Genomic DNA, 22,770 nt, shown 5'->3' with positions numbered 1-22,770 from the left:
CAGGCTCCACAAAAAAGCCCCTCGGTGAGGGGCTTGTTATCAGTGCTCGATGACGCGGGGCAGGTCTTCGTCCGGACGCAACGTCAGGACCTCCACACCTTTGTCGGTCACCAGCAAGGTATGTTCCCACTGTGCTGACAGGCTACGGTCCTTGGTAACCACAGTCCAGTCATCTTTAAGCACCTTGCAGTGATATTTACCCACGTTGACCATGGGCTCTATGGTGAGGCACATACCGGCCTTGAGCTCGAAGCCGGTCTTGGGCTTGCCGTAGTGCAGCACCTGGGGCTCTTCGTGGAATTCGTTGCCGATGCCGTGGCCGCAGTAGTCGCGCACCACCGAATAGTTATGGGCTTCCACGTGCTTCTGGATGGCATGGCCGATGTCGCCGAGCCTGGCACCGGGCTTGACCATCTTGATGCCGATGTAGAGGGCCTCCTGGGCGACCTTGCAGAGGCGCTCGGCCTGGATGCTTGGCTTGCCGATCAGGAACATCTTGGAGGTGTCGCCGTGGTAGCCGTCCTTGATGACGGTGACGTCGACGTTGATGATGTCGCCGTCTTTGAGCACCTTGTCATCGGCAGGGATGCCGTGGCAGACCACGTGGTTGACCGAGGTGCAGATGGATTTCGGGAAACCGTGGTAGTTCAGGGGCGCGGGAATGGCCTGCTGCACATTGACGATGTAGTCATGGGCAATGCGGTCCAATTCCTCCGTGGTGACCCCGGCCTTGACGTGGGGGGTGAGCATCTCCAGCACCTCGGCGGCCAGGCGGCCCGCCACGCGCATTTTCTCTATCTCGTCAGCCGTCTTGATCTTGGCACTCATTCAACTACTCTTTTGGCGCAAAAACTGCGCTTCACCTTGGTTTCGGTCGGTGCTTTATGGTATAAAGCGCGCCGGCAATTTACAAACCAAGTTGCCATTAACCCTAAACCACACACGGGTCGACACATGCGCCGGGGTGCCCTCAAGGGGTCGGATGCATGGGACTCGTGGAGGCCTAACCCCAATTTTGGAGACGATTATGTCCAAAGTTTCTATGCGCGACATGCTGCAAGCCGGCGTTCACTTCGGTCACCAGACCCGTTTCTGGAACCCCAAGATGAAACCCTTCATCTTCGGTGCCCGCAACAAGGTTCACATCATCAACCTCGAGCAGACCCTGCCGATGTTCCACGATGCCCTGAACTACCTGTCCTCCGTGGCCGGTAAGAAAGGCAAGATCCTGTTCGTAGGTACCAAGCGCGCTGCCAGCGAAGCGGTCAAGGAAGCAGCCCTGAGCTGCGGCCAGTTCTACGTCAACCACCGCTGGCTGGGCGGTATGCTGACCAACTGGAAAACCGTTCGTCAGTCCATCAAGCGCCTGAAAGATCTGGAAACCCAGTCCCAAGACGGCACCTTCGAAAAGCTGACCAAGAAAGAAGCGCTGGACCTGACCCGCGAAATGGAAAAGCTGGAGAAGTCTCTGGGCGGTATCAAGGACATGGGCGGCCTGCCTGACGTTCTGTTCGTGATCGACGCCGACCACGAGCACATCGCCATCAAGGAAGCCAACAACCTGGGTATCCCTGTGGTCTCCATCGTTGACACCAACTCCAACCCGGACGGTGTTGACTATGTAGTCCCCGGCAACGACGACGCCATCCGCGCCATCCAACTGTACGTTGGTGCCGTGGCTGCAACCGTGAACGATGCCAAAGGCGCCGCTCCCGTTGCTGAAGGCGAGTTCGTAGAAGCTGCCGAGTAAGGCATCTGTCTCGCCCTTGATTGACCATCGAGGATGGATTGGTTAACAGGGGCCTCTGGCCCCTGTTTTTTGGCAAGTAAAACCGAGGAATTTAACATGGCAATTACCGCTGCCCTGGTAAAAGAACTGCGCGATCGCACTGCTGCTGGCATGATGGATTGCAAAAAAGCCCTGACCGAGACCAATGGCGACATCGAAGCCGCCATCGAGCTGATGCGTAAGAACGGCCAGGCCAAAGCTGCCAAGAAAGCCGGCCGCATCGCCGCCGAAGGCACCATCATCATCGCCCAGGAAGGCAACAAGGCTGCCGTCCTGGAGATCAACTGCGAAACCGACTTCGTAGCCAAGGACGCTTCCTTCCTGGCCCTGGCCAACGCCGCTGCTCAAGCTGCCCTGGCCAACAACGTCAACGACGTCGAAGCCCTGGGCGCCACCGAAGTCAACGGTGAAACCCTGGACACCACCCGCCTGAACCTGATCGCCAAAATCGGTGAGAACATGAGCTTCCGCCGTGTGACCATCGTTGAAGGTGACAACCTGGGCGTTTACAACCACGGCAGCCGTATCGGCGTTGTGGTCAGCCTGGTTGGCGGCAGCGAAGAGCTGGCCAAGGACGTTGCCATGCACGTGGCCGCTTCCAAGCCCGAGTTCACCAAGCCCGAAGACGTGGCTGCCGAAGTTGTCGAGAAAGAGCGTCAGATCCAGATCGACATCGCCGTTCAGTCCGGCAAGCCCCAGGAAATCGCCGAGAAGATGGTCGAAGGCCGCATGAAGAAATTCACCGGCGAGATCTCCCTGACCGGCCAGCCCTTCGTCAAGGATCCTTCCGTATCCGTTGGCGACCTGCTGAAAGCCGCCGGTGCCGATGTCACCGGTTTCATCCGCTTCGAAGTGGGTGAAGGCATCGAGAAAGAAGTGGTCGACTTCGCTACCGAAGTGGCCCAGCAAGCCGCCGCAGCTGCCGCTGCCGCCGCAGCCAAGCAGTAAGAAATACCGAGGCCGGCTTGCCGGCCTCCTTTTTATCTGGGCCGTGGCCTTGGGCCGCGGTCGATTTGTGTCTGCAAGGTGAGAATGGATCATGAGCACCAGTACCAAGCCCCAATACCGCCGTATCCTCCTGAAATTGTCCGGTGAAGCCCTGATGGGCGATGAAGGTTTCGGCATCGATCCCAAAGTGCTGGATCGCATGGCTACCGAAATCAAGGAGTTGATCGAGTTGGGTGTCCAGGTGGGCCTGGTGATCGGCGGCGGCAACCTCTTCCGCGGCGAAGGCCTGGCCCGTGCCGGCATGAACCGCGTCGTCGGTGACCACATGGGCATGCTGGCTACCGTCATGAATGGCCTGGCCATGCGCGACGCCCTTCACCGCGCCTACGTCAATGCCAAGCTGATGTCCGCCATCGACCTCAAAGGGGTCTGTGACTCCTACAACTGGGCCGACGCCATCGGCATGTTGCGCGACGGCAAGGTGGTGATCTTCTCCGCCGGCACCGGCAACCCCTTCTTCACCACCGACTCCGCCGCCTGCCTGCGCGGCATCGAGATCGAAGCAGACTGCGTACTCAAGGCCACCAAGGTGGACGGGGTTTATTCCGCCGATCCGGTGAAAGACCCCAATGCCGTGAAGTATGATAGGCTGACCTACGCAGATGTACTGGACCGGGAACTGAAAGTCATGGATCTCGCCGCCTTTACCTTGGCCCGCGACCACAGCATGCCCATCCGCGTATTCAACATGAACAAACCCGGGGCCCTGAAAGCCGTGGCGATGGGAGAGCCAGAGGGCACTCTCATTACCCATGAGGCCTAAGACAACGAGGACGACAATCCGTGATCAACGAGATTAAAGCCGACGCCAAAGCGCGCATGGAAAAAACCCTGGACGCCACCAAGAGCCAGATGGCCAAGGTGCGTACCGGCCGCGCCCATCCCAGCCTGCTGGACAACATCCGCGTGGACTACTACGGCACCGCCACCCCCCTCAAGCAGGTGGCCAACATCACCGCCGAGGACGCTCGCACCCTGGCCCTGACCGTCTTTGACCGCGGTATGATCCAGGCCGTGGAAAAGGCCATCATGATGTCAGACCTGGGCCTGAATCCGTCTTCCGCCGGCACCACCATCCGCATCCCGCTGCCGCCGCTCACCGAAGAGCGCCGCAAGGATCTGGTCAAGCTGGTACGCGCCGAGGCGGAAAATGGCCGGGTGGCCATCCGCAACGTGCGCCGTGATGCCAACAACGACATCAAGGCCCTGCTCAAGGACAAGGAGATCTCCGAAGACGACGAGCGCCGTGCCCAGGACGAGATCCAGAAACTCACCGACGCTTTTGTGAAGCACGTCGATGAAGTCCTGGCCGCCAAAGAAGCCGAGCTGATGGAATTCTAAGGCCCGATCGGGTAAGGTTTTGACGCCGCATGGCTTTGCCGTGCGGCGTTTGTTTATTCTGAAACCAAGGTAACCCGTCGATGTCTCAACACCCTGCCTTCGATGCCAGCACCGGCAAGGCCTGTCCCCGCCATATCGCCATCATCATGGATGGCAACGGGCGCTGGGCCGAGGCGCGTGGCAAGGCCAGGATCATGGGACACAAGCAGGGGGTGGAAGCGGTCCGGGAAACGGTACGCTGCGCCAGCCGCCTGGGGGTGGAAGCCCTGACCCTTTTTGCCTTCTCCTCCGAAAACTGGCGCCGTCCCGAAGAAGAGGTGAAGTTCCTGATGGAACTCTTCTTCCTGGTGCTGGGCCGGGAGGTGAAAAAACTCCACAAGAACAACATCCAGCTGCGCATCATCGGCGACACCAGCGCCTTCTCCGACCGCCTCAAAAAGAAAATTGATGAAGCCCAGGCGCTGACGGCAAGCAACACCGGCCTGGTGCTGAACGTGGCTGCCAACTACGGTGGCCGCTGGGACATCACCCAGGCCGCGCGCCGCCTGGCAGATAAGGTCAAGGCTGGTGAGCTGGACAGCGTGCAAATCACCGAGGAGAGACTTGGCCAGCAGCTCTGCCTGGCCGAGCTGCCGCCTGTGGATCTGATGATCCGTACCGGTGGCGACCACCGCATCTCCAATTTCCTGCTCTGGCAGCTGGCTTATGCCGAGCTGTACTTTACCGACACCCTCTGGCCCGATTTCGATGAGCAGGCCTTCGCCGAGGCCGTAGCCGCCTTCTTGAGCCGGGAGCGCCGTTTTGGCTGCACCGGCGCCCAGGTCCGGGCCTGGATGAACGACAAACAACAAGGATAATCATTTTGCTCAAGCAAAGGATCTTGACCGCACTACTGTTATTGCCCCTGGCGCTGCTGGTGATCTTCTGGCTGCCGGTGGATCTCTTTGCCTGGGTGGCGGCGGCGCTCATCGCCGTCGGCGGCTGGGAATGGGCGCCCTTGGCCGGCTTCAAGGGCCGTGGCCACCAGGCCTTGCTGGCGGTCGCCACCTTTGCTTTCCTTGGGCTGATGCAATGGCAGATGCCGGCGTCCCTGCTTTGGGAAGGGGGCCAGCCGGCCAGCCTCTACAGCCTGCTGGTATTGTTGGCCGGGGCCTGGTGGACAGTGGCGGCCGTGCTGATCAGCCAATATCCCCGCCATGCCCGCTTCTGGCAGCAGAGTCAGCGCTGGCGCCTGCTGTTCGGCGCCTTGACCCTGGTGCCGACCTGGGCCGGCCTGGTGATACTGCGTAGCTGGCGCCATGACAGCGACCCCCTGGCTGGCGCCTGGGCCATCCTCTTCGTGCTGCTGCTGGTCTGGGCCGCCGACACAGGCGCCTACTTTACCGGGCGCACCCTTGGCAAGCGCAAGCTGTCCCCCAGGGTCAGCCCCAACAAGACCCTGGAAGGGGCGGTCGGTGGCCTGCTGCTGGCCATGGCCATCGCCACGGGCAGCCTCTATTTCAAACCCGTTCACCTCTCCAGCGGCGCCATTCTCGCCGCCAGCCTGCTGACGGTGCTGGCTTCCATCTTGGGTGACCTCTGTGAGTCCATGTTCAAGCGGGAGGCCGGTATCAAGGATTCCGGCGCCATACTGCCGGGCCACGGCGGCATCCTTGACCGTATCGATTCCATCACCGCCGCAGTGCCGGTGTTCGTGTTGGTGATGCTGGCCATGGGGGTCTGATGCAGGGCGTCGTTATCCTCGGGGCCACCGGCTCCATCGGCGATTCCACCCTGGATGTCATAGCTCGCCACCCGGACCAGTACCGGGTGGTGGCGTTATCGGCCCATTCCAACGCCGAAAAGCTGCTGGCGCTCTGCCTGAGGTTCAAGCCCGAGCAGGCGGTGCTGGTGGATGGGGCCAAGGCGCCCTGGCTGGCGGCCGAGCTGAAAAAGGCCGGCGGCAAGACCGAGCTGCTGGTGGGGGAGGCGGCTCTTTGCGAGATCGCCGCCCATCCCGATGCCGCCCAAGTGATGGCGGCCATAGTGGGCGCCGCCGGCCTGCTGCCGACCCTGGCTGCCGTCAAGGCCGGCAAGCGGGTGCTGCTGGCCAACAAGGAAGCGTTGGTGATGTCCGGGGAGCTGTTCATGGCGGCCGTGCGCGAACACGGCGCCGAGCTGTTGCCCATCGATTCAGAGCACAACGCCATCTTCCAGTCCCTGCCTTATGCCTGCCAGCAGGGACAGGGGCTCAAGGCCCATGGTGTCACCCAACTGCTGCTGACCGGCTCGGGCGGCCCCTTCCGCAGCCGTGAGCTGGCGACCTTCGGTGCCATCACCCCGGCCGAGGCGGTGGCCCACCCCAACTGGTCCATGGGCCAGAAGATCTCGGTCGATTCGGCCACCATGATGAACAAGGGCCTGGAATTCATCGAGGCCCGCTGGCTCTTCGATTGCCCGCCAGCCGACATCCAAGTGGTGCTGCATCCCCAGAGTATCATCCATTCCATGGTGCGCTATGCCGACGGCTCCGTGTTGGCGCAGATGGGCAACCCCGACATGCGCACCCCCATAGCCCACGCCATGGCCTACCCGGAGCGTATCGACGCCGGTGTGAGGCCGCTGGACTTTTTCTCCCTGGGCCAGTTCAGCTTTGAAGCACCGGATCCGGCCCGTTACCCCTGCCTTTATCTCGCTATCGATGCCTGCAAGGCAGGGCAGGGTGCCACTACTGTGCTGAACGCCGCCAATGAAGTGGCGGTGGCGGCCTTCCTGGCCGGCCGTATTCCCTTTACCAGCATCGCCCAGTTGGTGGAAGAGGCCCTGGCCCGTTTTGGCCGGGAGACAGTCAGCGATTTAGCCGGTATCCTGGCCCTTGACCGCCAAGGTCGCCAATTTGTGGAAAACCGCCTGCCATGCTGAGCCTGCTGTGGAACCTCTTCTTCTTTGTCCTCGCCCTGGGACTCCTGGTCACTATTCACGAGTTCGGCCACTTCTGGGTGGCGAGGCGCTGCGGCGTCAAGGTAGAACGGTTTTCCATCGGCTTCGGTCCGGCGCTCTGGCAGCGCCTGGGCCGTGATGGCACCCAATATGTCATCGCCGCCATCCCCCTGGGTGGCTACGTCAAGATGCTGGACGAAAGGGTGGAAGAGGTGGCGCCAGAAGAGCGGCATCTCGCCTTTAACACCCAGTCCCTCAAGGCCCGTACCGCCATAGTGGCGGCGGGGCCTGCCGCCAACCTGGTTTTCGCCGTCCTTATCTATTGGCTGATGTGGCTGGTAGGGGTGCCTGCTCTCAAGCCGGTATTGGAAGGGGTCTTGCCCCAGTCCATTGCCGCCCAGGCCAAGGTAGAGCCAGGGCAGATCACCGCCGTCGACGGGGACCCGACCCGCAGCTGGGACGAGGTGAACCTGGCCCTGGTCGGCCATATTGGCGATGCTGAGCTGACCCTGACAGTGGCGGACGAGCGCGGGATCAGTAGGCACTACCGCCTGGATACCCGCCAGTGGCATTTCGACCCGGACAAAGAGAGCAGCGTCACCAGCCTAGGCCTGGTGCCTTTCAGGCCCAAGATGGACATCGTCATTGCCGAACTGGCGAAGGGCGGCGCCGCCGAACAGGCCGGGCTCAAGGTCGGGGACAAGCTGCTGGCCCTGGGAGATGCGAAACTGGAGTGGGAAAGCTTCGTCGCGAAGGTGCAGAGCTCTCCCGGTAAGCCCCTTAGCTTATTGATACAAAGGGACGGTGAACAAAAGACGTTGACCGTGGTCCCACAGGAGCAAGACGGTAAAGGTGTGGTCGGCATCTACCCCCAGGCCCCGAAGTGGCCGGCGGAAATGCTGACCGAGATCCGCTTCGGTGTTCTGGATGCCTTTACCGAAGGCGCCAAGCGAACCTGGCAGATGGTGACTCTGACCGGTTCCACCCTGGCCAAGCTGGTGACGGGAGAACTCTCCCTGCGCAACCTTTCCGGCCCTGTCGCCATAGCGCAGGGAGCGGGGGCGTCGGCCGGTATAGGCCTGGCCCATTTTCTTGGTTTTTTAGGGCTTATCAGTGTTAATCTGGGGATAATCAATTTACTGCCCCTGCCCGTTCTGGACGGAGGCCACTTGTTGTTCTTCATGTATGAAGCAGTGCGTGGCAAACCCCTTTCTGAACGCGCCCAGGACCTGGCCTTCCGCATCGGGGCCGCGTTACTGTTGACGCTGATGGGCATTGCCATTTTTAACGACCTCGCAAGGTTATAGCGGGGCAAGGACGGATAAATAAAATCAATGAGAGCCGTGCAATCATTGCTGTGCGCAGCCGTACTGGCGGCCGTCTCCGCGCCCAGCCAGGCGATGGACGCCTTTAAAGTCAAAGACATCCGTATCGACGGACTGCAAAGGGTCGCCCTCTCCGCTGCCCTGACCTATGTCCCCGTCAAGACTGGCGATGTTATCAACCAAGCCCGTATCGCCCAGCTGATACGCAACCTCTACAGCTCTACCCATTTCGAAAACATCGAAGTGCTGCGCGATGGCGATACCCTGGTGGTCAAGGTCAAGGAAAGGCCCACCATCAGCTCCATCGACTTCAGCGGCAACAAGGACATCAAGGAAGACCAGCTCAAGCAGAGCCTGAACGACTCCAATGTCCGGGTTGGTGAACCGCTGGACCGCACCATGCTCACCCAGATCGAAAAGGGCCTGGTGGACTTCTATTACTCGGTGGGTAAATACGACGCTACCGTCCACGCCATCGCCACGCCTTTGCCCCGCAACAGGATCGGCCTCAAATTTGTCTTCAAGGAAGGTAAGGCCGCCGAGATCCAGCAAATCAACATCGTTGGCAACAAGGTGTTCTCCAACGAGGAGCTCAAGGACAAGCTGGAGCTCAAGGACAAGCTGGCCTGGTGGAAAGTGTTCTCCGAAAAGCGCTACCAGAAGCAGAAACTGGAGTCGGATCTCGAGACCCTCAAGTCCTACTACCTGGACCGCGGCTACCTGCGCTTCAACGTCGACTCGACCCAAGTATCCATGAGCCCGGATCGCAGCGGCGTCTACGTCACCGTCAACGTCACCGAAGGGGACGTCTACAAGGTCAAGGACGTCAAGCTGGTAGGCAACCTGCTGGACAAGAAGGAACTGCTGGAGAAGCTGATCCCCATCAAGGCCGGCAGCACCTACAGTGGTGCCGAGGTGACCTTCACGGAGGAGATGCTGGCCAAGTTCCTGGGCCGTTTCGGTTATGCCTATCCCAAGGTCAAGACCTATCCGCAGATAGACGACAAGACTAAGGAAGTCACCCTCAACATCAACGTCGAACCGGGTTCTCGGATCTACGTGCACAGCGTCAAATTTGAGGGTAACGAAACCACTTCTGACGAGGTATTGCGCCGGGAAGTGCGGCAGATGGAGGGCACCTGGCTGTCCAACAGCCTGGTGGAGCTGTCCAAGGACCGTCTCAACCGCCTCGGTTACTTCGAGAAGGTGGACACCGACACCCAGCGTTCCACAGACCTGCCTGACCAGGCCGACGTGCTGTTCAAGGTCAAGGAACAACCGTCCGGCTCCCTGAATGCCGGTATCGGCTACGGCTCCTACGGTGGCCTCTCCCTGAGTGCCGGTATTACCCAGAGCAACTGGTTGGGCACCGGCAAGTCGGTGGGCATCAACGTCAACACCAACAGCTACCAGAAGTCCATCAACCTCAGCTACCTGGACCCTTATTTCACCATCGACGCCATCAGCCTCGGTGGCAGGCTCTACTACAGCTCCATCGATTATGGCAGCGCCCAGCTGGAGGCCTATAGCCAGAAATCCTGGGGGGCTAACGCCAGCTTCGGCTTCCCGGTCAACGAATACAACCGCTTGACCTTCGGCTTCGGCTACAAGAACTCCAGGCTGAGTGCCATCTCGGCCCACGAGCAGGCGCTGCGCTTCTACAAGGTCTATTCCGACCAGAATATCCTGGATGGCAAGATCCATTACGACGAGTACGAGCTGAACGCCGGCTGGAGTCGCCGGACCCTGAACCGCGGCACCTTCCCGACGGCGGGCTCGAGCCAGGACCTGGGACTCTCGGTGACCACCCCCAACTCCGAGCTCAACTTTTACAAGCTGAACTTCAATGCCCGCAACTACTGGCCGCTCAACAGGGCCCAGAGCTGGGTGATCTCCACCAACGTCAAGCTGGGTTATGCCCAAGGCTATGGCACCGTCAACGGCAACGACGCCATACTGCCGTTCTGGGAGAACTTCTACGCCGGCGGCAGCCAGACCATGAGGGGCTTCAAGTCCAACTCGGTCGGCTCCCGTGCCATATATCGTTATAAGGTGGGGTACGATGGTTCAACCAATCCACCTAGTGCTCCCTACCTACCTCCTTCTGAAGACAAAGTCTATGTAGGTGGCGCCTTGGGCGGTAACGCCATGGCGGTGGCGACCCTGGAGATGATAGTGCCGACCCCCTTCCTGGACGAGGCGTACACGAACTCGGTACGGACCTCCATGTTCGTGGACGTGGGTAACGTCTGGGATACCGAGTTCAACTACAGCCAGTATCAAAGCCTCGACAAGCTGGATGGTAGCAAGGAGTTCTACGACTACAGCGATGCCGGTGCCTACCGGGCGTCCTATGGCCTGAGCTTGCAATGGATCTCCCCCATGGGCCCCATGGTGTTCAGCCTGGCCAGGCCGCTTAAGAAGCAACCCGGTGACGAGACAGAATTCTTCTCGTTCAACATCGGTACCACTTTTTAAGGACGGAATATGGGACAGTTTCATATCGGCATCGATAAGGCAGACTTGGGCGGCGCCATCCTGGCAATAGTGCCGGGGGACCCGGCCAGGGTAGAACGTATCGCCAAGCTGCTGGACGAACCCGTCTTCCTGGCGGCCCAGCGGGAATTCACCCTCTGGCGTGGCAAGCTGGCCGGCAAGCCGGTGGTGGTCTGTTCCACCGGTATCGGCGGCCCCTCCACGTCCATCGCCGTGGAAGAACTGGCCCAGTTGGGGGTGCGTACCTTCCTGCGCATCGGTACAACTGGGGCAATCCAGCCGGACATCCAAGTCGGCAGTATCATAGTGACCACAGGCTCGGTACGTCTCGACGGTGCCAGCCAACATTTCGCCCCCCTGGAGTTTCCTGCGGTGGCGAGCTTCGATTGCACCGAGGCGCTGGTAACGGCGGCTCGAGATCAGGGCGTCAAGCCCGTCATAGGTGTGACGGCATCGTCTGACACCTTCTATCCCGGCCAGGAAAGGTACGACACCTTTTCGGGCCGAGTAGTACAGCGCTTCCAGGGTTCACTCAAGGAGTGGCAGGCCATGGGCGTGCTGAATTATGAGATGGAATCGGCCACTCTTCTCACCATGTGTGCCAGCCAGGGATTGAAAGCTGGCTGTGTGGCGGGGGTGGTGGTTAACCGAACCCAGCAGGAGATCCCGGATGAGTCGACCTTGGCACAGACCGAGGCGCTGGCTATCCAGGTCGTGCTGGGCGCAGCCAAGAAGCTGCTTTAGCAGTCACAATAAGGAGAGAATCTTGAAGAAGTCACTGATCGGCGCCGGCCTGGCGCTGGCCCTGTCCGCCGGTGTGGCCCTGCCCGCCGCTGCCGAAGCTCGTATCGCCGTGGTCGACATGGCCAAAGTCTTCCAATCCCTTCCCCAGCGGGAAGAAGTTGGTAAGAAACTGGAAAAAGAATTTGCCGACCGCATCGAAGCCGTACGCAAACTCGAAGATCAGATGAAAGACATCCAGGACAAAGCTCATCGCGATGCCTCCATCATGACCGACAGCCAGAAGACCGACCTGTCCCGTAAGATGGAGCAGCTGCAGGCTGACTACCAGCTTAAGCGCAAGGCGCTGGACGAAGACATGCGTAACCGTCAAGGCGAAGAACGCAACAAGCTGCTGGACACCATCCAGAAGGCCGTCGACGCCGTTGCCAAGGGCAAGTATGACGTAGTGCTGCAGCGTGCAGCCGTTGCCTACATCTCCAACGATGTAGACATCTCTGACAAGGTCATTGCCCAGGTCTCCAAAGGTAAGTAAGCATGACCTATAGCCTGGCCAAACTGGCCGAGCTGGTGGGTGCCCGCTTTGTAGGGGACGGCGACCTGGCAATCAGCCGGGTCGCCACCCTGGAGCACGCCACCGAGGGCCAGGTCGCTTTCCTGGCCAACAGCAAATACCGCAAGCACCTCGAAGATTCCAAGGCTTCGGCAGTGATACTGTCCGAAGCCGATTTGCCTTATTGGCAAGGCGCCGCCCTGGTCATGAAAAACCCCTACCTGGGGTTTGCCAAGGTGGCCCAGCTGCTGGATAGCACCCCGGCTCCGGCCGAAGGCATTCACTCCACTGCCGTGATAGCCCCTGACGCCATCATAGGGGAGGGCGTCGCCATAGGACCCTATAGCGTCATCGAGAGTGGCGTCGTGCTGGACAGCGGCGTCAAGGTGGGGCCGCACTGCTTTATCGGCAAGAACAGCCGCATCGGGGAAGGCAGCCTCATCTGGTCCAACGTCGCCATCTACCACGGCGTCAGCCTGGGCGCCTTTTGTAAGGTGCACGCCAACGCTGTCATCGGTGCCGATGGTTTCGGCTACGCCAACGACAAAGGTAAGTGGGAGCCCATCCCCCAGACAGGTGGCGTGCGTATCGGCAGCCATGTAGAGATAGGGGCCGGCACCACTATAGATCGCGGCGCCTTGGATGATACCGTCATCGAAGACAATGTCATCATCGACAACCAGGTACAGATAGCCCACAACGTTCATATCGGCACCGGCAGCGCCGTGGCCGGCACTACCGTCTTCGCGGGCTCGGTGAAGGTCGGAAAATACTGTATCATTGGCGGCGCCTGCGCCATATCGGGCCACCTGGAGATCGCCGACGGCACCACCATCACCGGCATGTCCATGGTGATCAAGAGCATTACCGAGCCCGGTGTCTACAGCTCCGGTATGCCCGTTGCCCAGAACCGCGAATGGCGCAAAAACGCTGCCCGTTACCGGCAGTTGGATGACATGCACAGGCGCCTCAAGGGCCTGGAAGAGAAGCTGGCCGCCATGGAGCAGGCCGGCGAAAAAAAAGAATGACTATTGGACGACGACCTATCATGAATGAAATGAACACCATGGACATCATCGAGGTGATGGACCATCTGCCGCACCGTTACCCCTTCCTGCTGGTGGACAAGGTGCTGGACTACAAGGTCGGTGAAACCCTGGTGGCTTTGAAAAATGTCACCATCAATGAACCTTTCTTCCAGGGCCACTTCCCCCAGAAGCCGGTGATGCCGGGGGTACTGCTGCTGGAAGCCATGGCCCAGGCGACAGGAATACTGGCGTTTAAAACGGCCAACCAGAAGCCCGAAGATGGCGTCCTCTACTATTTTGCCGGTATCGACAACGCCCGTTTCAAGCAGCCTGTGGTACCGGGTGATACCCTGATCTTTGAAGTGGAAATCGTCAAACTCAAGGCGGGCATCGGCAAGTTCCACTGTAAGGCCCTGGTCGATGGCAATCTGGTCTGCGAAGCCGACCTGATGTGCGCCAAACGCGAGATCTGAACGTGATCGATCCTCAAGCTTTCGTCCATCCCGAAGCCAAGCTGGGCAACAACGTCAAGGTTGGCCCCTGGAGCTACATAGGCCCGGGCGTCGAAATTGGTGATGACACCGAGATCCTGTCCCACGTTGTGGTCAAGGGCCCCACCGTCATCGGCAAGCGTAACCGCATCTTCCAGTTCGCTTCTGTCGGCGAAGAATGCCAGGACAAGAAGTACAAGGGTGAGCCAACCCGCCTGGTGATAGGTGACGACAACATCATCCGCGAGTCCGTGACCATCCACCGCGGCACAGTGCAGGACCAGGGGCTGACGTCCATCGGCAACAACAACCTGTTCATGGCCTATGTGCATGTGGCCCACGACTGCGTCATCGGCAACAACGTCATCATGGCTAACTACTCGGCCCTGGCCGGCCACGCCCATGTGGGCGACTGGGCCATCCTCGGCGGCCAAGCCGGGGTGCACCAGTTCGCCAAGGTCGGGGCCCACGCCTTCGTCGGCGCCTGCGCCCTGGTGGTGCAGGACGTGCCGCCCTTCGTGATGTGCGCCGGCATGCGTGCCGAGCCCTTTGGCATCAACATCGAAGGCCTCAAGCGCCGCGGCTATTCCAAAGACAGCATCCGTGCCCTGCGCAATGCCTACAAGGCCCTCTACCGCCAGAACCTGACCCTGGAGCAGGCCAAGGAAGAGCTGGCCAAGCTGGCAGCGGACGAGCCCGCCGTCGGCGAGATGCTGAGCTTCATCGACCAGTCCGAACGCGGCATCATTCGCTGAGATGGCCCTTTCCAGACCGCTGCGCATCGGCATCATAGCGGGGGAGGCCTCAGGCGATCTGCTGGGGGCCGACCTCATGGCCGCCCTCCAGGCCCGACACCCCGAGATCCAGTTTGAAGGCATAGGGGGCCCGCGCATGCAGGCCCTTGGTTTTCATAGCCACTTCGACATGGAAGAGCTGTCGGTGATGGGGCTGGTGGAGGTGCTCAAGCACCTGCCGCGCCTGCTCAGTATCCGCAAGCAGATAGTCCGCCATTTCATCGACAACCCGCCCGACGTCTTCATCGGCATCGATGCCCCTGATTTCAACCTGGGTGTCGAGCGGCGCCTCAAGGAGCAGGGCATCAAGACGGTGCATTACGTCAGTCCCTCGGTTTGGGCCTGGCGGGAAAAGCGGGTGTTCAAGGTCAAGGCCGCCACCGATCTGGTGCTGGCCCTGCTGCCTTTCGAGAAGGCCTTCTACGATCGTCACGACCACCCCTGCGTCTTCGTCGGCCACCCTTTGGCCGATCGCATGCCGCTGGACGTGGATGTCAGCGGTGCCTGGCAGGCCTTGGGGTTAGATGAATCCCACCCGACCCTGGCGGTGTTGCCAGGCTCCAGGGGCGGCGAGGTGGCCCGCATGGCGCCCCTGTTCAAGGAGGTGGCTCTCAGGCTTAAGGCCCAGTTTCCGGGGCTGCGTTTTTTGATCCCGGCCGCCAACGCCAAGCGCCGCGCCCAGATCGAAACCGTCTTTGCCGAGCTCCCCGACACCAGTGTCGTCGACGGCCAGGGCCGGGAAGTGATGGCCGCTTCTGATGCCGTGCTGCTGGCTTCGGGCACTGCCACCCTGGAGGCCATGCTGGCCAAGAAGCCCATGGTGGTGGCTTACCAGGTCCATCCCTTCACCTACTGGCTGGCCAAGAAGCTGGTCAGGGTCAAGCGCTTCAGCCTGCCCAACCTGTTGGCCGATGCCGATTGGGTGCCCGAGCTTATCCAGGACGACGCCACCCCCGAGGCCATAGCCCAGGCCGTGGCCGGCGCTCTTGGCGAGGCGCAGCGCGAAAACCCGGCCCGCTTCCGCGAGCTCCACGAGCAGATCCGCCGCAACGCCTCCGAGCGGGCCGCCGAAGCCGTATTGGAGCTGACATGCTGATCGCCGGTGTCGATGAAGTAGGGCGCGGCCCCCTGGTGGGTGACGTGGTGACGGCCGCCGTCATCCTCGACCCCCATAATCCCATCGCCGGCCTGACCGATTCCAAGAAGCTCAGCGCCAAGCGCCGCGAGGCCCTGGCCATCGAGATCCGCGAGAAGGCCCTGGCATGGTGTGTGGCCAGAGCCACGCCGGCCGAGATCGACGAGCTCAACATCTTCCAGGCCACCATGCTGGCCATGAGCCGCGCCGTCGAGGGCCTGGCCATCCAGCCCAGTGAAGCCCTGATCGACGGCAACAAGGTGCCCAAGCTCACCATGCCTGCCCGGGCCATCGTCAAGGGCGACGCCCTCGAGCCGGCCATTGGTGCGGCCAGTATCCTCGCCAAGGTGGCCAGGGACGCCGAGATGGTTGCGCTGCACCAGCAATATCCCCAGTATGGGTTCGACAAGCACAAGGGTTACCCCACGGCCGAACACCTGGCAAGGCTGGCCGAACTGGGGCCCATAGCGGCTCACAGGCGCAGCTTTCGCCCGGTACGCCTGGCCCTGGGACAGGACGCATGAGCACACCGACTTTTATCCATCTGCGGGTCCATTCCGATTTCTCCATGGTGGATGGCCTGGCCAAGGTCAACCCCATCGTCAAGAAAGCCGCCGAACTGGCTTACCCGGCCCTGGCCATCACCGACCAGGGCAACCTCTGCGGCCTGGTGCGCTTCTATGGCGCTGCCCACGGCGCCGGTATCAAGCCCATTGTCGGTGCCGATCTCTGGCTGCAAAGCGAGTCTATGGGCGAGCAGCTCTACCGGCTGACCGCTCTGTGCCTGGACAACGCCGGCTACCAGAACCTCACCATGCTCATCTCCAAGTCCTACCTGCGCGGCCATGTGCAGGGCAGGCCCGTGGTGGACAGGGACTGGCTGGCCCACCACAGCGAAGGATTGATCCTGCTGTCCGGTGGCAGGGAAGGGGACATAGGGGTAGGGCTGCTCAAGGGCAACAGCGTCCTGGTCGAAGAAGCCGTCGGCTTCTACCAGCAGTATTTCCCCGAACGTTTCTTCCTCGAACTGCTGCGAACAGGACGGCCTGACGAGGAAAACTACCTGCATTATGCGGTGGCGCTTGCCCAGCAGCAGGGGTTGCCGGTGGTGGCCACCAACGAGGTGGTGACCCTGGCCAAGGAAGACTTCGACGCCCACGAGACCCGGGTCGCCATCCGCGACGGCTATGTGCTGGCCGACCCCCAGCGTCCCAAGCGCTACAGCGCCGAGCAATATCTCAAGACCCCTGACGAGATGGCCGAGCTCTTTGCCGACATCCCCGCGGCCCTCGAAAACACCGTCGAGATCGCCAAGCGCTGCAACGTGACTGTACGCCTCGGCGAGTACTTCCTGCCCAACTTCCCCACAGGTGACCTGAGTATCGAGGACTACCTGGTCAAGGTCTCAGAAAAAGGCCTGGAAGAGCGCCTCGAGTTCCTCTTTCCCGACGAAGCGGTGCGGGCCGAGAAGCGCGGCGAGTATGACGAACGCCTCAAGATAGAGCTTGAGGTGATCAACCAGATGGGCTTCCCTGGCTACTTCCTGATCGTGATGGAGTTTATCCAGTGGTCAAAGGATAACGACATCCCCGTGGGTCCCGGCCGGGGCTCGGGGGCCGGCTCCCTGGTGGCCTATGCCCTTAAGATAACAGACCTCGACCCCCTGGAATTCGACCTGCTGTTCGAACGCTTCCTGAACCCAGAGCGGGTCTCCATGCCCGACTTCGACGTCGACTTCTGCATGGACAAGCGTGACCAGGTCATAGACCACGTGGCCGAGCTCTACGGCCGGGATGCCGTGTCCCAGATCATCACCTTCGGTACCATGGCCGCCAAGGCGGTGGTGCGGGACGTGGGCCGGGTCATGGGCCACCCCTATGGCTTCGTGGACCGTATCTCCAAGCTCATTCCTGGCGACCCCGGCATGACCCTGGCCAAGGCCTTCGAAGAAGAGCCTCGCCTCCAGGAAGTCTACGACGGCGATGAGGAAGTGCGGGCCGTCATCGACATGGCGCGCAAACTCGAAGGGGTCACCCGTAACGCCGGCAAGCACGCCGGCGGTGTGGTGATAGCCCCCACCACCATCACCGATTTCGCGCCCATCTACTGCGACGATGTCGGCAACCACCCCGTTACCCAGTTCGACAAGAACGACGTGGAATACGCGGGCTTGGTCAAGTTTGACTTCCTGGGTCTTAGGACCCTGACCATCATCGACTGGGCGCTGGGCATGATAAACCCGCGCCTGGCGAAAGAAGGCCGGGAGCCGGTGGACATCGCCGCCATTCCCCTGGCCGACAAGCTCAGCTTCAAGCGGTTGCAGAACGCCGAAACCACGGCCGTCTTCCAGCTCGAATCCCGGGGCATGAAGGAGCTCATCAAGCGCCTGCAGCCCGACTGCTTCGAGGACATGATCGCCCTCGTGGCCCTGTTCCGCCCCGGCCCGCTGCAGTCGGGCATGGTGGACAACTTCATCGACCGTAAGCACGGCCGGGAGGAGATCTCCTACCCCGACGCTCAGTACCAGCACGAGTGCCTCAAGCCCATACTGGAGCCCACCTACGGCATCATCCTCTACCAGGAGCAGGTGATGCAGATAGCCCAGGAACTGGCCGGCTACAGCCTGGGCGGCGCCGACTTGTTGCGCCGGGCCATGGGTAAGAAGAAGCCGGAGGAGATGGCCAAACAGCGGGCCACCTTCGAGGACGGCGCCAAGGCCAACGGCGTCGACGGCGAACTGGCAATGAAGATCTTCGACCTGGTGGAGAAATTCGCCGGTTATGGCTTTAACAAGTCGCACTCCGCCGCCTATGCCCTGGTATCCTACCAGACCCTCTGGTTAAAAACCCACTTCCCGGCCGAGTTCATGGCGGCGGTGATGTCCGCCGATATGGACAACACCGACAAGATAGTGACCTTGGTGGACGAGGTCAGGCGCCTCGGCATCCAGATAGAGCCGCCGGACGTCAACACCGGCCTCTACAAGTTCACCGTCAACGAGCAGGGCGCCGTGGTTTACGGCATCGGCGCCATCAAGGGCGTCGGCGAAGGCCCCATAGAGGTGATCCTCGAGGCCCGAAACGAGGGGGGGCCCTTCACGGACCTCTTTGATTTCTGCAACCGCGTCGACATCAAGAAGGTCAACCGCCGGGTGCTGGAAAAGCTGGTGCAGGCCGGTGCCATGGACCACCTGGGTCCCATCAAGGGCAGCCTCAAAGGCAAACTGGGTGAGCAAAGGGCCAGGCTCTTTGCCAGCCTGGACGAGGCCATCAAGGCCGCCGACCAGCACGCCAAGGCCCAGAGCGTCGGCCAGGGAGATCTCTTCGGCCTGGTCAACGAGAGCCCGGACGACAGCCAGCAGAGCTTCGCCCAGGCCCAGGCCTGGCCAGACGAGCAATGGCTGATGGGCGAGCGGGAGACCCTGGGGCTTTATCTCTCCGGGCATCCCATAGACCGCTACCTGCCGGAGCTCAAGCACCTGGTGCGTGCCAGGCTGTCGGACGTACAGCCCACGCCCAAGGGCGGCACCGTGGCCCTGGCCGGCCTGGTGCTGGCGGTGCGGCCCATGATCAACAAGCGCAACGGCAAGCGCTGGGGCATAGTGACCCTGGATGATGGCTCGGCACGACTGGATGTCATGCTATATGCTGACACTTACGAGCAATATCAGGATCTTTTGGCACCGGATCTGGTGTTGGTGGTCGAGGGACAGGTCAGCTTTGATGACTTTTCCGGGGGCTATAGAATGACGGCGCGCTCTGTGATGACCATCACCCAGGCCCGGGAGCGCCACGCCAGGGGTCTCAAGCTGGTCCTTAGCGAGGATCTGGAGGCGCAGCAGCTGCTGGCGGTACTGGAACCCTTCAGCCAGGGGACCTGTCCTGTCACCCTTGCCTTGGGTAACAGAGAGGCCCAGGGAGAATTGAAACTTGGGGTCAGATGGCGGGTGATGCCGGAAGATGCATTACTGTACCAGTTGGGTAACCTGCTGGGGAAAGAAGCGGTTACGCTTCAATACGACGCTTAAGGCGAAGCCATTTAAAACGACGGATACAACATGAGCCTTAACTTTTTGGATTTCGAACAACCTATCGCCGAGATGCTGGCCCAGATCGAGGAGCTCAAAGCGGTAGGCGACAGCAGCGGTGTGGATCTCAACCTCAACGAGGAGATCGGCCGCCTCAAGGACAAATGTGACGAGCTGACCAGGAAGATCTTCACCGATCTGACCCCTTGGCAGGTGGCGAAGATAGCCCGCCATCCCCAGCGTCCCTACACCCTGGACTATATAGAGCACATCTTCACCGAGTTCGACGAACTGGCCGGTGACCGTGCCTTTGCCGACGACAAGGCCATTGTCGGCGGTATCGCCCGCCTCGAAGGGGAGCCGGTGATGATCATCGGCCAGCAGAAGGGCCGCGACGTGCGCGAGCGCACCAAGCGCAACTTCGGCATGCCCCGCCCTGAAGGTTACCGCAAGGCCCTGCGCCTGATGGAAATGGCCGAGCGCTTCAAGATGCCCATCATCACCTTCATCGACACCCCTGGCGCCTACCCGGGCGTCGGTGCCGAGGAGCGGGGTCAGAGCGAGGCCATCGCCCGCAACCTCAAGGTGATGTCCACCCTCAAGGTACCGGTGATCTGCACCGTGATCGGTGAAGGTGGCTCCGGCGGCGCCCTGGCCATCGGCGTCGGCGATCGTGTCAACATGCTGCAATATTCCACCTATTCGGTGATCAGCCCCGAAGGCTGCGCCTCCATCCTCTGGAAGAGCGCCGACAAGGCCAGCACCGCTGCCGAGGCCATGGGCATCACCGCCGACCGCCTCAAGGAACTCAAGCTCATCGACAACATCATCGAGGAGCCCCTGGGCGGCGCCCACCGCAACCCGGCGCTGATGGCCGAGCGCCTCAAAGGCCGTATCATCGCTGACCTGGACGCAGTGCGTGGCCTCGACAGCACCAGCCTGCTGGACCAGCGTTACGAGCGGCTGATGGGGTACGGCTACTGCTGATGCAGCCCGTTCTCGACGCCCTCGAGCAACATCTTGGCCCCCGCCTCGGCGGGGGCTCTGTCGTTTTGGCCCTGAGTGGTGGCCTCGACTCCATGGTGCTGCTTCATGGTCTGGCCGCTTATCGGGAGCGCCATCCTGCCCTTAGGCTCAAGGCGGTGCATGTTCACCACGGCCTCTCCGCCAATGCCGATGCCTGGGCGACCCATTGCGAAGGTCAATGCCGGCTTCTTGGCGTGGATTTCGTGTTGGAAAGGCTCAGCTTGGAGAAGGGGCCGCGCCAGAGCCTGGAGGCCCTGGCAAGGGAAGGGCGTTATGCCTTGCTGGCCAAGCATGTTGGCCAAGGGGACTGCCTGGTCACGGCCCATCACCTGGACGACCAGGCCGAGACCTTGCTGCTGGCAGCAAAGCGCGGCGCCGGCTTCGAGGGCCTCTGCGCCATGCCTATCGCCCGTCCTTTCGGCGCTGGCCTGCTGGTCCGGCCCCTGCTGGGGCTGAGCCGCGCCGAGCTGGAGACCCAGGCCCAGGGGCTCTCCTGGGTGGAAGACGAGTCCAACCAGGATCAAGGCTTCGACCGCAATTTCCTGCGCCAAAGCCTGCTGCCCCTGGCACAAAGCCGCCTGCCGGGCTTTGCCCGGGGGCTGGCCCGCAGTGCCGAACTGCTGGCAGAGGAGCGGCCGGCCAGGGACTGGCTGCTGTCACAGGAGCTGAAGCGTCGCCGCCATGCCGACGGCAGCCTGGATATCACCGGCGTGCCCGATGAGGCTGCCGCCCTGCTGCTCAAGGCCTGGGCAGCCGAGAACGGCAGGGCGCTCAGCCATAAGCAGCTCAGGGAACTGCTGGCGCAGCAGCAGGCCAGGGCGGATGCTCAGGCCCAGGTGGGAGGCTTTGGACGTTTCCAGGGGCGCTGGTATCCGCTGCCTGCCGAGACACAGGCAAGCGCCGAGCTGGCTTGGCTGCCGGGAGGTGGCCTGCCTGCCGGCATCCCCTGGCAATTGGCCTTCGACCTGCCGGGCGCGACGCCTTTCCACCCCCAGGACAGGGACAAGGGCCGTACCCTCAAGAAGCTTTGGCAGGAATGGGGCGTGCCACCCTGGCTGCGATCCCGTTGGCCGTTGCTGGTGTCTAAGGACGGCCAGCTGCTGGCGGTGCCGGGCCTGGCGGTGGCCAAGGAGCATTATGAGCAAGGAGGGCTGTTCCCGGTTCCGAATGATCCCGCTTTGATGCCCTTTATGAAAAAACGGCCTTGATGGCCGTTTTTGTCTTTCAAGCGCTCTTCAGGCAACCCCGGCCTGCGTCCTTGGCCTGGTAGAGGGCCATGTCGGCCCGCGCCTCCAGGGACTTGATGTGTTCCCCCGGTTGCCATTGGGCCAGGCCCAGGCTGAAGCCGATGCCATGGCTGTGGAGGTAGTCGTCTTCGGCCAGTGCCGTCAGTAACCTTTCGGCCAGCACCTGGCCCCCTTCTTCATACGTGTCCGGCAACAGCAGGGCAAATTCGTCCCCACCCATCCGGAAACAACGATCTTCCTGGCGCGCCTGGGCGCGCAGCAACTGGCCTACCCGGTAGAGGATGGCGTCGCCGCGCTGGTGGCCGAAGGTGTCGTTGACCGGCTTGAAGTGATCGAGATCCAGCAACATCAGGCAGAACAGATGCTTATGGCGCTCTCCCGTGGCAACCAGCCTTTGGCCTTCCTCGGCGAAGGCGGCGCGGTTGCCGAGGCCTGTCAGGTGGTCGGTGCGGGCCATGGCCAGGGCCTGGCGGTGCAGAAGGGCGTTACCCAGGGCCGGCTCCAGGGCGTCGTGCCAATGGGCCAGCAATTGCTCCTGCCAGAGGCTCAAGGGGCTGGCGAAATGGTAGCTGATGCCGCTCAGCAAGGGGTGCTGGGAAGGCAGGAAACGTTCTTGAATGCCGGAGCGCAGCCGCAGCCGCAGGCTGTCGTCGACCTCGACGCCGGCAAGGGGGAGGCAATGTTTTGCCAGGGCGGCAAAACGCATCAGCACCTGCTGGGGATCCAGGCTCTGGTGGAGGTTGACCACGTCCTCGGGACGGGGCGACAGGGCAGGCACTGGGGCGGCGCTGCTGGCCAGATAGGGTCTGAACTGCATTTTTGACGCTCCTCGAACGACTTAGCATCATCA

At 61.5% G+C, this 22,770-nt stretch carries 21 protein-coding genes; 19 read left to right on the top strand and 2 right to left on the bottom strand.

From position 1 onward, the window contains the following. Positions 1-39: 39 nt before the first annotated feature. Positions 40-828 carry a type I methionyl aminopeptidase gene (map, locus tag PVT67_RS12725; protein ID WP_301494027.1) on the bottom strand — a complete coding sequence of 263 codons (789 nt, stop codon included), beginning with the start codon at positions 826-828 and terminating at the stop codon, positions 40-42. A 199-nt stretch (positions 829-1,027) separates the two neighbouring features. Here map and rpsB point away from each other — a divergent pair, with 199 nt between their 5' ends. From rpsB to tilS, 19 genes are all read left to right on the top strand, one after another. Then, positions 1,028-1,750, top strand: coding sequence for a 30S ribosomal protein S2 (rpsB, locus tag PVT67_RS12720; RefSeq protein WP_301494025.1), 723 nt, complete (start codon positions 1,028-1,030; stop codon positions 1,748-1,750). 96 nt (positions 1,751-1,846) lie between these two features. After that, entirely contained in the window at positions 1,847-2,737 is an 891-nt protein-coding gene (gene tsf / locus PVT67_RS12715) for a translation elongation factor Ts (RefSeq protein ID WP_301494023.1), read from the top strand. A gap of 91 nt (positions 2,738-2,828) precedes the next feature. After that, the gene (pyrH, locus tag PVT67_RS12710) at positions 2,829-3,560 is read left to right on the top strand and encodes a UMP kinase (protein WP_301494021.1); all 732 of its coding nucleotides are present in this window, start codon (positions 2,829-2,831) and stop codon (positions 3,558-3,560) included. Positions 3,561-3,580: 20 nt separating this feature from the next. Further along, positions 3,581-4,138: a ribosome recycling factor gene (gene frr, locus PVT67_RS12705; RefSeq protein ID WP_301494019.1), complete on the top strand. Its 558-nt coding sequence runs from the start codon at positions 3,581-3,583 to the stop codon at positions 4,136-4,138. Positions 4,139-4,218: 80 nt separating this feature from the next. Next, positions 4,219-4,995 carry a polyprenyl diphosphate synthase gene (gene uppS, locus PVT67_RS12700; protein WP_301494017.1) on the top strand — a complete coding sequence of 259 codons (777 nt, stop codon included), beginning with the start codon at positions 4,219-4,221 and terminating at the stop codon, positions 4,993-4,995. Positions 4,996-5,018: 23 nt separating this feature from the next. Beyond that, a complete protein-coding gene (locus tag PVT67_RS12695) occupies positions 5,019-5,861 on the top strand; it encodes a phosphatidate cytidylyltransferase (RefSeq protein ID WP_301494015.1) in 843 nt (280 codons plus the stop codon). Beyond that, a complete protein-coding gene (gene ispC, locus PVT67_RS12690) occupies positions 5,861-7,039 on the top strand; it encodes a 1-deoxy-D-xylulose-5-phosphate reductoisomerase (protein WP_301494013.1) in 1,179 nt (392 codons plus the stop codon). The genes PVT67_RS12695 and ispC overlap by 1 nt, the downstream gene beginning before the upstream one ends. Beyond that, positions 7,033-8,364 (top strand): sigma E protease regulator RseP, encoded by a 1,332-nt coding sequence (rseP, locus tag PVT67_RS12685; protein ID WP_301494011.1) that lies wholly within the window; start codon positions 7,033-7,035, stop codon positions 8,362-8,364. The genes ispC and rseP overlap by 7 nt, the downstream gene beginning before the upstream one ends. A 27-nt stretch (positions 8,365-8,391) precedes the next feature. Next, a complete protein-coding gene (gene bamA / locus PVT67_RS12680) occupies positions 8,392-10,860 on the top strand; it encodes an outer membrane protein assembly factor BamA (protein WP_419181014.1) in 2,469 nt (822 codons plus the stop codon). A 9-nt stretch (positions 10,861-10,869) separates the two neighbouring features. After that, positions 10,870-11,622 carry a uridine phosphorylase gene (gene udp / locus PVT67_RS12675; RefSeq protein WP_301494007.1) on the top strand — a complete coding sequence of 251 codons (753 nt, stop codon included), beginning with the start codon at positions 10,870-10,872 and terminating at the stop codon, positions 11,620-11,622. A 22-nt stretch (positions 11,623-11,644) separates the two neighbouring features. Beyond that, positions 11,645-12,154: an OmpH/Skp family outer membrane protein gene (locus PVT67_RS12670; protein WP_301494004.1), complete on the top strand. Its 510-nt coding sequence runs from the start codon at positions 11,645-11,647 to the stop codon at positions 12,152-12,154. A 2-nt stretch (positions 12,155-12,156) separates the two neighbouring features. Then, positions 12,157-13,200, top strand: coding sequence for a UDP-3-O-(3-hydroxymyristoyl)glucosamine N-acyltransferase (gene lpxD / locus PVT67_RS12665; protein ID WP_301494001.1), 1,044 nt, complete (start codon positions 12,157-12,159; stop codon positions 13,198-13,200). 20 nt (positions 13,201-13,220) lie between these two features. Then, positions 13,221-13,673 (top strand): 3-hydroxyacyl-ACP dehydratase FabZ, encoded by a 453-nt coding sequence (gene fabZ, locus PVT67_RS12660; protein WP_336407744.1) that lies wholly within the window; start codon positions 13,221-13,223, stop codon positions 13,671-13,673. Positions 13,674-13,675: 2 nt separating this feature from the next. Beyond that, the gene (gene lpxA, locus PVT67_RS12655; RefSeq protein WP_301493999.1) at positions 13,676-14,446 is read left to right on the top strand and encodes an acyl-ACP--UDP-N-acetylglucosamine O-acyltransferase; all 771 of its coding nucleotides are present in this window, start codon (positions 13,676-13,678) and stop codon (positions 14,444-14,446) included. Between the two features lies 1 nt (position 14,447). Continuing rightward, on the top strand, positions 14,448-15,581 hold the full coding sequence (gene lpxB, locus PVT67_RS12650) for a lipid-A-disaccharide synthase (protein WP_301493997.1): 1,134 nt from the start codon (positions 14,448-14,450) through the stop codon (positions 15,579-15,581). After that, positions 15,575-16,144 carry a ribonuclease HII gene (gene rnhB / locus PVT67_RS12645; RefSeq protein WP_301493995.1) on the top strand — a complete coding sequence of 190 codons (570 nt, stop codon included), beginning with the start codon at positions 15,575-15,577 and terminating at the stop codon, positions 16,142-16,144. Before lpxB ends, rnhB begins: the two co-directional genes overlap by 7 nt. Further along, positions 16,141-19,647: a DNA polymerase III subunit alpha gene (dnaE, locus tag PVT67_RS12640; protein ID WP_301493993.1), complete on the top strand. Its 3,507-nt coding sequence runs from the start codon at positions 16,141-16,143 to the stop codon at positions 19,645-19,647. The genes rnhB and dnaE overlap by 4 nt, the downstream gene beginning before the upstream one ends. A 30-nt stretch (positions 19,648-19,677) precedes the next feature. Then, positions 19,678-20,634 (top strand): acetyl-CoA carboxylase carboxyl transferase subunit alpha, encoded by a 957-nt coding sequence (gene accA / locus PVT67_RS12635; RefSeq protein ID WP_301493991.1) that lies wholly within the window; start codon positions 19,678-19,680, stop codon positions 20,632-20,634. Next, positions 20,634-21,881, top strand: a complete 1,248-nt coding sequence (gene tilS / locus PVT67_RS12630; protein WP_301493989.1) for a tRNA lysidine(34) synthetase TilS — start codon at positions 20,634-20,636, stop codon at positions 21,879-21,881. Before accA ends, tilS begins: the two co-directional genes overlap by 1 nt. Positions 21,882-21,897: 16 nt before the next feature. Here the strand turns inward: tilS and PVT67_RS12625 are convergent, their stop codons facing one another. Beyond that, positions 21,898-22,737: a GGDEF domain-containing protein gene (locus PVT67_RS12625; RefSeq protein WP_301493987.1), complete on the bottom strand. Its 840-nt coding sequence runs from the start codon at positions 22,735-22,737 to the stop codon at positions 21,898-21,900. Positions 22,738-22,770 lie beyond the last annotated feature (33 nt).

It is taken from the genome of Gallaecimonas kandeliae (assembly GCF_030450055.1).
In the GTDB taxonomy this organism is placed as follows: domain Bacteria; phylum Pseudomonadota; class Gammaproteobacteria; order Enterobacterales; family Gallaecimonadaceae; genus Gallaecimonas; species Gallaecimonas kandeliae.
The sequence above is the reverse complement of the archived record's forward strand: the minus strand, read 5'-3'. Positions and strand labels throughout refer to the sequence as shown.